The 13423-nt window shown below is 58.6% G+C and carries 14 protein-coding genes and 1 pseudogene; 5 read left to right on the forward strand and 10 right to left on the reverse strand.

Annotation, left to right across the window (positions count from 1 at the left end):
* Nucleotides 1–20: 20 nt before the first annotated feature.
* The 9 genes and pseudogenes from phnK to CE636_RS29580 form a co-directional block, all read right to left on the reverse strand.
* Complete coding sequence (gene phnK / locus CE636_RS16890; protein WP_004206373.1) at nt 21–779, reverse strand: phosphonate C-P lyase system protein PhnK; 759 nt, start codon at nt 777–779, stop codon at nt 21–23.
* A complete protein-coding gene (locus CE636_RS16895; protein WP_017900091.1) occupies nt 776–1624 on the reverse strand; it encodes an alpha-D-ribose 1-methylphosphonate 5-phosphate C-P-lyase PhnJ in 849 nt (282 codons plus the stop codon). The genes phnK and CE636_RS16895 overlap by 4 nt, the downstream gene beginning before the upstream one ends.
* Complete coding sequence (locus tag CE636_RS16900) at nt 1617–2681, reverse strand: carbon-phosphorus lyase complex subunit PhnI (RefSeq protein ID WP_017900090.1); 1065 nt, start codon at nt 2679–2681, stop codon at nt 1617–1619. The genes CE636_RS16895 and CE636_RS16900 overlap by 8 nt, the downstream gene beginning before the upstream one ends.
* On the reverse strand, nt 2682–3266 hold the full coding sequence (gene phnH / locus CE636_RS16905; RefSeq protein WP_004206375.1) for a phosphonate C-P lyase system protein PhnH: 585 nt from the start codon (nt 3264–3266) through the stop codon (nt 2682–2684).
* Nucleotides 3263–3715 carry a phosphonate C-P lyase system protein PhnG gene (gene phnG, locus CE636_RS16910; RefSeq protein ID WP_004206376.1) on the reverse strand — a complete coding sequence of 151 codons (453 nt, stop codon included), beginning with the start codon at nt 3713–3715 and terminating at the stop codon, nt 3263–3265. The genes phnH and phnG overlap by 4 nt, the downstream gene beginning before the upstream one ends.
* The gene (gene phnF, locus CE636_RS16915; protein ID WP_004206378.1) at nt 3716–4441 is read right to left on the reverse strand and encodes a phosphonate metabolism transcriptional regulator PhnF; all 726 of its coding nucleotides are present in this window, start codon (nt 4439–4441) and stop codon (nt 3716–3718) included. It abuts the gene before it with no gap.
* Nucleotides 4442–4596: 155 nt separating this feature from the next.
* Nucleotides 4597–5031 carry a VOC family metalloprotein YjdN gene (yjdN, locus tag CE636_RS16920; protein ID WP_004206380.1) on the reverse strand — a complete coding sequence of 145 codons (435 nt, stop codon included), beginning with the start codon at nt 5029–5031 and terminating at the stop codon, nt 4597–4599.
* Between the two features lie 227 nt (nt 5032–5258).
* A complete protein-coding gene (locus CE636_RS16925) occupies nt 5259–5594 on the reverse strand; it encodes a zinc ribbon domain-containing protein YjdM (protein ID WP_004206382.1) in 336 nt (111 codons plus the stop codon).
* 87 nt (nt 5595–5681) lie between these two features.
* Nucleotides 5682–5951 (reverse strand): annotated as a pseudogene (locus CE636_RS29580) (hypothetical protein).
* Between the two features lie 187 nt (nt 5952–6138).
* Here CE636_RS29580 and proP point away from each other — a divergent pair.
* Complete coding sequence (gene proP, locus CE636_RS16935; protein WP_004206383.1) at nt 6139–7641, forward strand: glycine betaine/L-proline transporter ProP; 1503 nt, start codon at nt 6139–6141, stop codon at nt 7639–7641.
* Between the two features lie 50 nt (nt 7642–7691).
* On the opposite strand, the gene melR is transcribed toward proP, so the two are convergent.
* Nucleotides 7692–8630, reverse strand: coding sequence for a transcriptional regulator MelR (melR, locus tag CE636_RS16940; RefSeq protein WP_004206385.1), 939 nt, complete (start codon nt 8628–8630; stop codon nt 7692–7694).
* Between the two features lie 239 nt (nt 8631–8869).
* Here melR and CE636_RS16945 point away from each other — a divergent pair, with 239 nt between their 5' ends.
* From CE636_RS16945 to CE636_RS16960, 4 genes are all read left to right on the forward strand, one after another.
* The gene (locus CE636_RS16945; protein ID WP_004206386.1) at nt 8870–10222 is read left to right on the forward strand and encodes an alpha-glucosidase/alpha-galactosidase; all 1353 of its coding nucleotides are present in this window, start codon (nt 8870–8872) and stop codon (nt 10220–10222) included.
* A gap of 92 nt (nt 10223–10314) precedes the next feature.
* Complete coding sequence (gene melB / locus CE636_RS16950; protein ID WP_017900088.1) at nt 10315–11730, forward strand: melibiose:sodium transporter MelB; 1416 nt, start codon at nt 10315–10317, stop codon at nt 11728–11730.
* A 274-nt stretch (nt 11731–12004) separates the two neighbouring features.
* A complete protein-coding gene (parM, locus tag CE636_RS16955; protein ID WP_004146678.1) occupies nt 12005–12961 on the forward strand; it encodes a plasmid segregation protein ParM domain-containing protein in 957 nt (318 codons plus the stop codon).
* A gap of 9 nt (nt 12962–12970) precedes the next feature.
* Nucleotides 12971–13342 carry a plasmid partitioning/stability family protein gene (locus CE636_RS16960; RefSeq protein ID WP_017900087.1) on the forward strand — a complete coding sequence of 124 codons (372 nt, stop codon included), beginning with the start codon at nt 12971–12973 and terminating at the stop codon, nt 13340–13342.
* Nucleotides 13343–13423 lie beyond the last annotated feature (81 nt).

Below are 13423 nucleotides of genomic sequence, written 5' to 3' on the forward strand. Positions count from 1 at the left end.
CGCCACCCGGCAAAACAGCATTAATTCTGCAACACCGACGACACCAGCAGCTGGGTATAAGGATGGTGCGGATCGTCGAGCACCCGGTCGGTTAAGCCACTTTCCACCACCTGGCCCTGCTTCATCACCAGCAGTCGGTTCGCCAGCAGGCGGGCGACGCCGAGATCGTGGGTAACAATCACTACCGCCAGATTCAGCTCCACCGCCAGGCCACGCAGCAGATCAAGCAGCCGCGCCTGCACGGACACATCCAGCCCGCCGGTGGGTTCATCCATAAACACCAGCTTCGGCTGGGTGACCAGATTGCGGGCAATCTGCAGACGCTGCTGCATGCCGCCGGAGAAGGTGGTGGGCAGGTCGTCGATGCGCGAGGGCGGGATCTCCACCTCCTGCAGCCACTTTTCAGCGGTGGCGCGAATGTTGCCGTAGTGGCGGGCGCCGGTGGCCATCAGCCGTTCGCCGATGTTGCCCCCGGCGGAGACCTGGCGACGCAGACCGTCCATTGGGTGCTGATGCACCACCCCCCATTCGGTGCGCAGCAGGCGGCGGCGTTCGGCTTCGCTCATGGCGTACAGCGAGCGCTGCTGGTACAGCACCTCGCCCCGCTGCGGCGTCAGGCGGGCGGAGATTGCCTTCAGCAGGGTGGTTTTACCGGAGCCGGACTCGCCGACGATGCCGAGCACTTCTCCCGGCCACAGCTCGAAGGAGACATCGCGAAAACCTTTATCCGGGGCGTAGAGATGGGTCAGGTTATTCACAGCAAGTAATGGCTGGTTCATTTTTTCTGCCCCTCGCTCTGCTGGCGGCAATAGTCGGTATCGGAGCAGACAAACATCCGCTGGCCGCTGTCATCCAGCGCCACTTCGTCGAGGTAGCTGTGGCGCGAGCCGCAGATGGCGCAGGGTTCATCCCACTCCTGGACGGTAAATGGGTGGTCGTCGAAATCGAGACTCTCCACCGGGGTATAGGGCGGCACGGCGTAGATCCGCTTTTCGCGCCCGGCGCCGAACAGCTGCAGCGCCGGCATCATATGCATTTTCGGGTTATCGAATTTCGGGATCGGCGAGGGATCCATCACGTAGCGGCCATTGACCTTCACCGGGTAGGCGTAGGTGGTGGCGATATGGCCGAAGCGGGCGATATCTTCATACAGTTTCACCTGCATCACGCCGTACTCTTCCAGGGCGTGCATGGTGCGGGTTTCGGTTTCACGCGGCTCGATAAAGCGCAGCGGCTCCGGGATCGGCACCTGGTAGATCAGGATCTGATCCTCCACCAGCGGCGTCTCCGGGATGCGATGGCGGGTCTGGATCAGGGTGGCGTCTTCGGTACGCTCGGTGGTGGCGACGCCGGTAACACGCTTAAAGAACTGACGAATCGACACCGCGTTGGTGGTGTCATCGGCGCCCTGGTCAATCACCTTCAGCACGTCGTTCTCGCCGATGACGCTGGCGGTCAACTGGATGCCGCCAGTGCCCCAGCCGTAGGGCATCGGCATTTCGCGACCGCCGAACGGCACCTGGTAGCCGGGAATGGCTACCGCTTTGAGAATAGCCCGGCGGATCATGCGCTTGGTTTGCTCGTCGAGATAAGCAAAGTTATAGCCAGTCAGTGGGTTAGCCACGTTCGTTCTCCCGTTGCAGGCGTTTCAGCAGCGCCAGTTCGGCCTGGAAATCGACATAGTGCGGCAGCTTCAGATGCGAGACGAAGCCGGCGGCTTCAACGTTATCGGCGTGGGCCAGCACAAACTCTTCATCCTGGGCGGGACCGGCAATCTCTTCGTCATAGTCCGCCGCCTGCAGGGCGCGGTCGACGAGGGCCATGGCCATCGCTTTGCGCTCGCTCATGCCGAAGGTCAGACCGTAGCCGCGGGTGAAGTGCGGCGGCTCATCCTGCGGGGCGACGAAGCCGTTGACCATTTCGCATTCGGTGAGCAGCAGCTCGCCAATATTGACGCTAAAGCCCAGCTCTTCCGGGACAATCTCCACCTGCACGTAGCCGCTGCGGATCTCGCCGGCAAACGGATGGTTGCGGCCATAGCCGCGCTGAGTCGAATAGGCCAGCGCCAGCAGGTAGCCTTCATCGCCGCGCATTAGCTGCTGCAGGCGCGAAGAACGTGAGCAGGGGTAGACCGGCGGGGTGCGGGTGATATCGTCGGGCGGTGTGCCGCGATCTTCCTCGGCCTTCGCCAGACCCTGCTGCGTGAGCAGGCTAAAGACGTGCGGCGTCGGCTGCGTGTCGCACTCGGCTTGCTGCACAGAAGGCGCTTCGCCGTTTGCCAGCAGGGTAAAATCGAGCAGGCGGTGGGTGTAGTCGTAAGTGGGGCCCAGCAGCTGGCCGCCGGGGATATCTTTGTACACTGCCGAGATGCGGCGTTCGAGACGCATTTTGGCGGTGTCGATCGGTTCGCTAACCGCCAGCCGCGGCAGGGTGGTGCGGTAGGCGCGCAGCAGGAAGATCGCTTCGACGTTATCGCCGCTGGCCTGTTTGAGCGCCAGCGCCGCCAGTTCGCGGTCGGCGATGCCGCCCTCGGTCATCACCCGGTCCACCGCCAGATTGAGCTGTTCGCCTATCTGGTCAACGCTCAGTTCGGGAAGCCGTCCATCGCCCCGTCGTTTCTGTTCCTGTAAGGCGTGAGCGGCGCGGATCGCCTTCTCGCCGCCCTTGACGGCAACGTACATTTAGCAAACCTCCACGTGAGTGGTGCGCGGGATCGCCAGCAGGCGCTCGCCGCAGGTGAGGATCAGATCAATGCCCAGCGGGAACGGGTGTGGGCGCTCCGTCAGTTCGTCAATGATGCAGTCCGGCAGCTGAGGGGCGATCATTCGCTCTTCGGCAATGCCCGCCCCGGTCAGGCGCAGCATGCGTCCGCCGCTAAGGCTGGCGAGCTGAACGATCAGCGTGACGCCGGTCTCCGGGGCGGTGACGGTGCCAGCGGAGAGGACGTTGAGCTGCTCGGCGCTGATGCCGTCATTGGCGACGGCAAAGACCGCCTGCTGCGGCTGGTCCACCAGCGGCGCGCCGGTATGAAAGCGCAGATTCTGTCCCACCAGATCGTTATGCAGAGCGCTGGCGAGCCAGACCGGCGTTTCGTGATCGGCAAGGGTCAATAGCAGGCTGGTGGAAGCGACGTTCAGCGGCTGCCAGCCGTGCTGTAACTGCTGCAGGGAGACAATCACCCCCGGCTCGCTCATCGCTTTCAGCAGGCGACGAAAACTGTGTTGGGCATCCTGCACAGCCAGGGAAAAAGCGGGTTGTAAGGTCATGCGTTATCTCCGCGAACCAGGGTAAAGAAGTCGACCCGGCTGGCGTTGACTTCGGCGCGTCGGGCTTCAATGCGCGCGCTGCGTAGCGCTTCCAGCGGGGTTATCAGGGTTTCCATTAAATTGTGAAAATGGCGGGGTGACTGCAGCAGGGCGTCGATGGCCGCGCAGCGTTCGGCGTGCGGGCGGTCGCGGCCTAAGATCCAGCTGTAGCCGAGCGTTCCGTCGGCCAGACGTACCGCGGCGCGGGTGAGCGTGGCGTCGCCGGCGAAGAAACGGTCGCCGATACCGCCCATCCGGGCCTGAAGCTGCACCAGGCCAGTCTCGGGAGTGCGGATCAGTTCATACTCCGGCGCCAGCTGCAGGGAGTGCATGCGCGCCAGAAGATCTTGCGGTTCACTGTGGGCCAGCACGGACATCCAGCGCTGGCGGGTGGCGGTATCGAAGTGCATTCAGTGCTCCATGGTGAATTCAATCATGTCGGCGCGGGTGAGGCTGACGGAGTATTCGGTGGCGGCCTGCTCGCCCTGGCGGCTGTTGAGGGTGCGGACGCAGAGCAGCGGCGCCATATTGGGGATCTCCAGCAGTTTGCTCTCTTTCGCCTGTGCGCGACGGGCGCTGATTTTGGTGCGCACCCGGGTCAGTTCGACGTCAAGCCGATCGCGCAGCAGGTCGTGCAGCGAGCCGTGGCTGAAGGTCTGTAACACCGGCCAGAAGCGCAGGTCGGCGAAGTAGTGGTCAATCAGGCACAGGGCGACGCCATTGACCCGGCGCAGGGTGCGCAGATGAATGACGTTCTCGCCCTCGCTAATACCAAAGGCTTCGGCAACGTGCGCGCTGGCGGGGCGCAGTACCGACAGCAGTTTTTCGCTGGTGGGATCGCTGCCTTGTTCCAGCAGGTTTTGGCTGAAACGCGCCTGGGCGTTGAGCGGGTAATCGATCGGCCGCATCAGCACCAGCACGCCCACGCCCTGACGGCGTTGTACCCAGCCGCGCTCAACCAGCTGGTCGATCGCCCGGCGCAGGGTGTGGCGGTTAACGTCGAAGCGCGTCGCCAGCTGCTGCTCGGCGGGCAGATAGTCACCGCAGCGATAGTGGTGGCGCAACTCCTGCTCAAGCCGGGCGGCGATTTCCTGATAGCGCGTGGGATAACTGGTCGGATGTCTGGACAGGTGCATGGTCATCAAGCCTCACACAGCATAGGCGAGGAGCTTCCTCGCGTTGTGAGCCGATCCTGACCGGTTTATGTTGCAGTTCGGTTAAGTGATGATGACTAAAGGATGAAGAGTTAATGCCAGACGGATGACAGGGCGGCCAGGCCGCCCTGGCGGGGTCAGCCTTGTTTGACCACGTTGATCATCCAGGGAACGCCAAAGCGATCCACGACTTTGCCGAAGCCGTGGGCCCAGAAGGTTTCCTGCCAGGCCATCTCAATGCGTCCGCCGACCGCCAGCGCTTCGAACCAGCGCTGACCTTCAGCGACATCCCTGGGATCGAGGACGAGGGTGAAGCCGGCGTAGTGTACATCGGGCCCGAAGGCGCTGTCGCTTAGCATCAGCTCGCCGTTGCCGATGCGCAGGCTGGCGTGGGCGATGGCGTCATTCGCCATCTTCTGGCCAGACGGGCAGCCGTCAGAGGCTTCCTGCGCCGAAGGCGGCATTTCGCCAAAGGTCATTTTAAACATCAGCTCCGCGCCCAGCGTCTGCTGATAGAAAGCGATCGCCTCGGCGCAGTTGCCCGCAAAGGCAAGGTAGGGACTTAAGGACATGGTGAATACCTCAGTGACCGTAACCCGTAAAGCGTAGTCGCCCGCAGCGGGATTGAGCCAGACGGCAGCGCGAAAATGGGGTGGGAATACCGCTGCAGGGGGCTGCATAAATAGCGGCGGCTGGCCGGATAAATAACCGGATACGCAGGGAGGCGAGGGACCGTCAGGATATCGGGAGCGGCGACGGCGATAGGGGAAAATAATCGCGTCGCCTGCCCGGAAATAAATCAGTTCTTTTTGACGAATTCAGATTTCAGCTTCATCGGGCCAAAACCGTCAATTTTGCAGTCAATATTGTGATCGCCTTCGACCAGGCGGATATTCTTCACTTTGGTGCCGATTTTCAGCATTGAAGAGCTGCCTTTAACCTTCAGATCCTTCACTACCGTGACGCTGTCGCCATCGGCCAGTAAATTGCCGTTGGCATCTTTAACGATCAGAACGTCGGTTTCTTCCGTGGCTTCGGCAGGGTTCCACTCATGGGCGCATTCCGGGCAGATGTACATGCCGTTGTCTTCATAAGTGTAAGTCGAATCGCATTTTGGGCAGTGTGGCAGTTGCATGACGTTCCTCGTGATGTCGTCGAAAAACAGGACGTTGGTCCTTTAAACAGCGGCTGAGAGCCGAAAGTGGGTGTGATTATAGCGCAATCACCCACTTTTGTCGGGTGTTTTTTTGCTAAAAAATAGCCGTGGTGTTATTCCGGGAAGAAGCGAATAAACGCTGAAATTAACCGCCCGAGGTGGAGCAAAATCGACGAAATAATTTCCGGGCGATCGGCAGGAAATGAACTTATTTATTTTCCGGCACTCTGTAATTAGGCGGTAAATTTATGTGAAGTTGATCGCAGATATAAACACTGTTAGGGTAAAAAAGGGGAGCAGGTCAATTTCATCAATTATCACGATGAGCCGCTCTATTTATTCACCAGTAGCCAGAGCAGGCGTCAACAGGTTCGGTTGTACATTCTGTCAGCAGACAGTGCAGGCAAACCTGCTACGCTTGAAATGAGGAGCACAGCAATTCACCGCTCCTGACGCACGATGCGAATGGCTTTGCCATTCGGCGAAGAGGCGTGCACTCAAGGCGGAGTAGCAGAGGAAAAATATGCTTAAAAGGAAAAAAATAAAGCCCATCACCCTTAAGGATGTGACCATCATCGACGATGGTAAACTGAAAAAGGCGATCACCGCGGCCTCCCTGGGCAACGCGATGGAGTGGTTCGATTTCGGCGTCTACGGCTTTGTGGCCTACGCCTTAGGTAAAGTCTTCTTCCCCGATGCCAACCCAAGCGTGCAGATGATTGCCGCACTCGGTACCTTTTCCGTTCCATTTTTAATACGTCCGCTGGGCGGCCTGTTCTTCGGGATGCTGGGCGATAAATATGGTCGGCAGAAAATTCTCGCGATAACTATCGTGATCATGTCGATAAGTACTTTCTGTATCGGCCTTATTCCTTCGTATGCCACGATAGGTATCTGGGCGCCGATCCTGCTGCTGCTGTGTAAAATGGCGCAGGGTTTCTCGGTCGGTGGTGAATATACCGGGGCATCGATCTTCGTCGCGGAATACTCCCCTGACCGTAAACGCGGGTTTATGGGCAGCTGGCTGGACTTTGGCTCCATCGCCGGGTTTGTGATGGGGGCTGGCGTGGTGGTCCTGATCTCCAGCGTAGTGGGGGAACAGAACTTCCTTGAGTGGGGTTGGCGTATCCCGTTCTTCCTGGCGCTGCCGTTAGGCATCATCGGGCTCTATCTGCGCCATGCGCTGGAAGAAACCCCGGCGTTCCAGCAGCATGTGGACACCATGGAGCAGGGCGACCGTGAAGGTCTGCAGGACGGGCCGAAGGTCTCCTTTAAAGAGATTGCCACGAAGCACTGGCGCAGCCTGCTGACCTGTATCGGTCTGGTGATTTCCACTAACGTGACCTATTACATGCTGCTGACCTACATGCCGAGCTACCTGTCGCATAACCTGCACTACTCGGAAGACCATGGGGTGCTGATCATCATCGCCATCATGGTCGGGATGCTGTTTGTGCAGCCGGTTATCGGCATGCTCAGCGACCGTTTCGGCCGCCGTCCGTTTATCCTGATTGGTAGCGTGGCGCTGTTTGCCCTGTCGATCCCGGCCTTCATTATGATCAACAGCAACGTGATTGGCCTGATCTTCGCCGGCCTGCTGCTGCTGGCGGTGGTGCTGAACTGCTTTATCGGGGTGATGGCCTCCTCGCTGCCGGCGATGTTCCCGACGCATATCCGCTTCAGCGCCCTGGCCAGCGCCTTTAACATCTCGGTGCTGATTGCCGGTCTGACGCCAACCCTGGCGGCGTGGCTGGTGGAAACCACGCAGAACCTGATGATGCCGGCGTACTACCTGATGGTGATCGCCATGGTGGGTATGGCCACGGGCCTGTCGATGAAAGAGACCGCTAACCGTCCGCTGAAAGGAGCGACCCCGGCGGCATCGGACATCCAGGAAGCGAAAGAAATCCTTGGCGAGCACTACGATAACATCGAACAAAAAATCGAAGATATCGATCAGGAGATTGCCGATCTGCAGGCAAAACGGTCGCGACTGGTGCAGCAGCATCCGCGTATCAACGACTAACCGTTTTTCACGATAAACCATGCCGCCTGGGGAAACCCCGGCGGCATTTTTTATGCCTCCGGCAGGGCCAGACCGTGACGACGCTGTTGGCTAAGTTTACGGTACTGCTGCGGCGGCATCCCCACGTAGCGGGTAAAGGTGCTGTAGAAACGGCTGCTGGAGCGGAAACCGGCGGTGAGGGCGATATCCAGGATGGTCTTGTCGGTATCGCTCAGCAGCGCCCGCACGTGATTGATACGCATGGCGGTAATGTACTGCTTCATGGTTTGCTGCATCACTCTCTGGAATACCCCCATCGCATAGTTCGGGTTGAGCTTAACGTGCTCGGCGACGGCATTGACGGTCAGCGCCTGGTCGTAGTGGGCGGCGATAAATTCCAGCATCTGGCTGACATAAAACTGCGCATGGCGCGAGACGCTGTTCTTATGGGTGCGCGAGGTTTTGTTGACCAGAATCGGCTGCCAGCCGGCGAGGCTCAGCCGCTTCAGCATCAGGGCGATTTCATCGATCGCCAGCTGGCGAATCTGTTCATTGTCGTGGTTCAGCTCCTGCTGCCAGCGGCGCACCTCGAAGGCGCTCAGCTGCTGGGCGGCGAGGGATTTAATCACCATCCCGTGAGTGACGTGGTTGATCAGCTCCCGGTCCAGCGGCCATGAGAGAAACAGATGCATCGGCAGGTTAAAGATCGCCATCTGCTGGCAATCCCCCGGGCGGGTCAACTGATGCGGCGTACAGGCCCAGAACAGAGTGATATAGCCTTTCTCTATGCGCACCACTTCGTTATTAATCAAATATTCCACGTCGCCATCGAACGGCACGTTGACCTCCACCTGGCCATGCCAGTGGCTGGTAGGCATGGCGTGCGGCGGGCGCAGCTCGATATCCATACGCTGATACTCAGAGTAGAGCGCCAGCGGGCTGCGGCTCTGCTTTTCATCGCTGCTGCACATAAAGGGATCGGGGGGCAGGGAGGTGAAGCGGTATTCCATCGTTAGCGTATTCCTGAATTGTCAGAGTGGCTGCATTTTTCGCCAGAACTGACGACAGCTTAGCGGAAGAATCGGCCCATTTTCTCTCCTTTTTGCGCAATCTGTTCCCGAAAACTCAGATTTTGTGGCGCTTAATGGCCGATCTGAGCTTTCGGGAATGCTCCGGTTGGAACAGGGCAGCGCAACGCTGAACGGCGTGCCACTCTGCAAGGGTTCAATGACCTGATGGAGAGAGCGTAATGACCGCCCCAAAAATTACCTTTATCGGCGCCGGTTCGACGGTGTTCGTTAAAAATATTCTCGGTGATGTTTTCCAGCGCCCGGCGCTGAAATCGGCGCATGTCGCGCTGATGGATATCGATGACACCCGGCTGGAAGAGTCGCATACCGTGGTGCGCAAGCTGATGGATTCCGTCGGCGCGAAGGGCGAAATCAGCTGCCATCGCGATCGCAAAACCGCCCTGCAGGGCGCTGATTTCGTTGTGGTCGCCTTCCAGATTGGCGGCTATGAGCCCTGTACCGTCACTGATTTTGAGGTCTGTAAACGCCATGGCCTGGAGCAGACCATCGCCGATACGCTGGGTCCGGGGGGCATTATGCGCGCCCTGCGCACCATACCTCATCTATGGGCTATCTGCGACGACATGACCGAGGTCTGCCCGGACGCCACCCTGCTTAACTACGTCAACCCAATGGCGATGAACACCTGGGCCATCTACGCCCGCTACCCGCATATTAAACAGGTTGGCCTGTGCCACTCGGTGCAGGGAACGGCGGAAGAACTGGCGCGCGATCTTGACCTCAACCCGGCGGATTTACGCTACCGCTGCGCCGGGATTAACCATATGGCGTTCTATCTCTCGCTGGAGAAAAAGCTCGCCGACGGCAGCTATGTCAACCTTTATCCCGACCTGCTGCAGGCCTACGCTGACGGGCGCGCGCCGAAGCCTAACCTGCACGGCAACCCGCGCTGCGAAAACATCGTCCGCTATGAGATGTTCAAAAAGCTCGGCTACTTTGTGACCGAGTCGTCGGAGCATTTTGCCGAATACACGCCATGGTTTATCAAGCCGGGCCGCGAGGACCTTATCGCCCGCTATAAAGTGCCGCTGGATGAATACCCGAAACGCTGCGTCGAGCAACTGGCCAACTGGCATCAGGAGCTGGAGAGCTATCAGCGCGGCGAGCGCATCGAGGTGAAGCCATCCCGCGAGTATGCCAGCACCATCATGAACGCCATCTGGACCGGCGAGCCAAGCGTGGTGTATGGCAACGTACGCAATGACGGCCTTATCGATAACCTGCCGCAGGGCTGCTGCGTGGAAGTGGCTTGCCTGGTGGACGCCAACGGCATTCAGCCGACCAAAATGGGTGCGCTGCCGGCGCATCTGGCGGCGCTGATGCAGACCAATATCAACGTGCAGACGCTGCTTACGGAGGCGATCCTCACCGAAAATCGCGATTACGTCTATTACGCCACGATGATGGATCCGCACACCGCTGCGGTGCTGGGGATCGAAGAGATCTACGCGCTGGTGGACGATCTGATCGCCAGCCACGGCGACTGGCTGCCGGCCTGGCTGCATCGTTAATCTTCTCATGCCGCCGGGGGCAACGACCCGGCGGCGTCCTGCATGCTCTATCAAACACTGAAGGAGGCGCTGGCGACAGCGACCTGTACCCTATGAGTATTTCAATGACAACAAAGCTCAGCTACGGATTTGGTGCCTTTGGTAAAGATTTCGCTATCGGTATCGTCTACATGTATCTGATGTATTACTACACCGATATTGTTGGACTGTCGGTTGGGGTGGTCGGCACCCTGTTTCTGGTGGCGCGGATCCTCGATGCGATAGCCGATCCGATCATGGGTTGGATCGTCAACTGTACGCGATCGCGATGGGGGAAATTCAAACCGTGGATCCTGATTGGCACGATAACCAACTCGGTAGTGCTGTATATGCTGTTCAGCGCCCATCACTTCTCCGGCGGGGCGCTGCTGGCATGGGTGTGGCTGACCTATCTGCTGTGGGGGTTCACCTACACCATCATGGATGTGCCGTTCTGGTCGCTGGTGCCGACCATTACCCTTGATAAACGCGAACGTGAACAGCTGGTGCCGTATCCACGCTTTTTCGCCAGCCTGGCGGGATTCGTCACTGCCGGCGTCACGCTGCCGTTTGTCAGCGCCGTGGGCGGCGCCGACCGCGGTTTCGGTTTCCAGATGTTCACCCTGGTGTTGATCGCCTTCTTCGTGGTTTCCACCCTCGTCACGCTGCGCAACGTCCACGAGGTTTACTCCTCGGATAGCGGCGTGAGCGAGGATGCCAGCCATCTCTCACTGCGCCAGATGGTGGCGCTGATCTATAAAAACGATCAGCTGGCCTGCCTGTTGGGCATGGCGCTGGCTTATAACACGGCGGCGAATATTATCGCTGGCTTTGCGATTTACTACTTTACCTACGTGATTGGCAGCGCAGAGATGTTCCCGTATTACATGTCCTACGCCGGCGCGGCGAACCTGCTGACGTTAGTGCTGTTTCCGCGGCTGGTGAAAGGGCTGTCGCGGCGCATTCTGTGGGCGGGCGCTTCGATCATACCGGTGCTGGGCTGTGGTGTGCTGTTGCTGATGGCGCTGAGCGGGGTCTATAACATCGCGCTTATTTCGCTGGCTGGGGTGCTGTTGAATATCGGTACCGCGCTGTTCTGGGTGCTGCAGGTTATTATGGTGGCCGATACCGTCGACTACGGCGAATATACGATGAACATCCGCTGCGAAAGTATCGCCTATTCGGTGCAGACGCTGGTGGTGAAAGCGGGCTCGGCGTTCGCGGCCTGGTTTATCGCCATTGTGCTCGGTATCATCGGTTACGTGCCGAATGTGGCCCAGTCGTCCCAGACGCTGCTGGGGATGCAGGCGATTATGATTGCGCTGCCGACGCTCTTTTTTGCCCTGACGCTGTTGCTCTATTTCCGCTATTACAAGCTCAACGGCGATATGCTGCGTCGCATTCAGATTCACCTGCTGGATAAATATCGCCGGGTACCGGAAAATGTGGCTGAGCCGGAACGGCCCATTGTGGTACCCAACCAGGTGTAAAAAGCGTTCAAAAACCGCTGACGAAAGAGGGGAGGGATGCCCTCTTTTTGGACAAAAATGAGCGTCGAAACGGGCAAAAAGAGAAAAACGTATTTCTCTAATTTATCTCAAAATGGTCTCTTTTTATGCGCACGGAGTTGCCATTAGCTCCATTTGTTCTCAAATAAAACTCAGAATTGTCTCTTTTTCGTGCTCTTGCGCTGCTTTTTAACTCTTGCTACGCTTGTTGGGTGTTACATTTTTCTCTTATTTGTCTCAGTGATGGAGCAATGCGATGCGCATTTTTATCGATGATGGTTCAACCAATATCAAAATGCTGTGGGAGCAAGATGGCGAAACTTTCACCCATATCAGCCCCAACAGTTTTAAACGCGGCTGGTCTGCCACCTTCGGTTCCGGGAAGCCTTTTAACTACACCGTGGATGATGAAAAGTACTCATTCGACCTGATCACCCCCGATGCGCTCCCGACCAATAATATTGACTGGCAGTACAGCCCGTTGAACTCCATCGCTGTCCATCACGCGCTGCTGACCAGCGGTCTTGAGCCGCAGGACGTCGAAATCGTCGTGACGCTGCCGCTGACTGAATTTTATGACGAGGATGCGCAATATCGCCTCGACAACATTGAGCGCAAGAAAAAGAGCTTGCTGCGCGACGTTAAGCTGAATAAAGGCGTGGTCTTCAACATCACAAAAGTCACCGTGCGCCCGGAATCGATTCCAGCGGGCATTAGCCTGTGTGATGAACTCAAGCCCTCCCATTCGGTGTTGATTATCGACCTCGGCGGCACCACGCTCGATATCTCGATGGTAGCCGGGCAGATGACCTCGGTTTCGCGCATTTACGGCGATCCGAAGCTGGGCGTATCGCTGGTGACCGACGCCGTTAAGCTGGCGCTGGCGCGGGCTAACACCGATACCTCAAGCTATAACGTCGACCAGATCATTATCAATCGCCACGACGAAGAGTATCTGACCGATAACATTAACGATCCGGATGCGGTTTCTGAGGTGAAAAAGGTGATCAATAACAGCATCGAACGTCTGACCACCCGCGTCCTGACGGCTATCGATAGCTTTAAAGGCTACTCGCATGCCATCGTGATTGGCGGCGGCGCGCCGCTGGTTGCCGATGCCATTCGTGAACGTATGGGCCTGCGTGAGGACCGTTTCGTGGTGGCTGAAGAGCCGCAGTTCGCCCTGGTGCGTGGTCTGAAAATTATTGGCTAAGGAGCGTCTATGACTCTGGAACGCAGAAAAGTGCTGATTTACCTGCGCCCGGATATCAGCGCCAGCGAGCGCTTCGCGGACGCAAAAATTGAGGCCCACCATCGCGGCGACCGTGGCGATATGTCGCGCACGGCGCTGCTGGCGGGACTGGCGTTAGGGGAAGTCGATAGCCGCTTGCCGTCGATGCTGGCGGCGCTGCTGGCGGAAGACACGAAACCGGAAACGCTGCGCAAGATGCTGGCCTCGTTCCTTGAGATCCAGCCGGCCTCTTCCGCCCCGACAGCCGCACCAGCGGCCGCCCCGGCTAAGGCGCCGGAGCCGCCCGCGCCGGTGAGCGAGAGCGTTTCGGCGCGCAACCTCGCCGGTTCGCTGCCGGATTAAGCGCTTTCCCCGACGGCGCTGCGCTTGCGCGGGCCTACAAATCCAGTGCAAAGGGTGGGCCCGATGTCATTTGTAGGCCGG

This window comes from Klebsiella sp. LY (assembly GCF_004010915.1).
GTDB lineage: Bacteria > Pseudomonadota > Gammaproteobacteria > Enterobacterales > Enterobacteriaceae > Klebsiella > Klebsiella quasipneumoniae.

Excerpts from the sequence above, each read along its gene's own strand:
- proP (WP_004206383.1), top strand. The coding sequence starts at position 6,139 with ATGCTTAAAAGGAAAAAAATAAAGCCCATCACCCTTAAGGATGTGACC.
- melR (WP_004206385.1), bottom strand. The coding sequence starts at position 8,630 with ATGGAATACCGCTTCACCTCCCTGCCCCCCGATCCCTTTATGTGCAGC.
- phnK (WP_004206373.1), bottom strand. The coding sequence starts at position 779 with ATGAACCAGCCATTACTTGCTGTGAATAACCTGACCCATCTCTACGCC.
- CE636_RS16945 (WP_004206386.1), top strand. The coding sequence starts at position 8,870 with ATGACCGCCCCAAAAATTACCTTTATCGGCGCCGGTTCGACGGTGTTC.
- CE636_RS16925 (WP_004206382.1), bottom strand. The coding sequence starts at position 5,594 with ATGCAACTGCCACACTGCCCAAAATGCGATTCGACTTACACTTATGAA.
- parM (WP_004146678.1), top strand. The coding sequence starts at position 12,005 with ATGCGCATTTTTATCGATGATGGTTCAACCAATATCAAAATGCTGTGG.
- yjdN (WP_004206380.1), bottom strand. The coding sequence starts at position 5,031 with ATGTCCTTAAGTCCCTACCTTGCCTTTGCGGGCAACTGCGCCGAGGCG.
- phnF (WP_004206378.1), bottom strand. The coding sequence starts at position 4,441 with ATGCACCTGTCCAGACATCCGACCAGTTATCCCACGCGCTATCAGGAA.
- phnH (WP_004206375.1), bottom strand. The coding sequence starts at position 3,266 with ATGACCTTACAACCCGCTTTTTCCCTGGCTGTGCAGGATGCCCAACAC.
- CE636_RS16960 (WP_017900087.1), top strand. The coding sequence starts at position 12,971 with ATGACTCTGGAACGCAGAAAAGTGCTGATTTACCTGCGCCCGGATATC.
- melB (WP_017900088.1), top strand. The coding sequence starts at position 10,315 with ATGAGTATTTCAATGACAACAAAGCTCAGCTACGGATTTGGTGCCTTT.
- CE636_RS16900 (WP_017900090.1), bottom strand. The coding sequence starts at position 2,681 with ATGTACGTTGCCGTCAAGGGCGGCGAGAAGGCGATCCGCGCCGCTCAC.
- phnG (WP_004206376.1), bottom strand. The coding sequence starts at position 3,715 with ATGCACTTCGATACCGCCACCCGCCAGCGCTGGATGTCCGTGCTGGCC.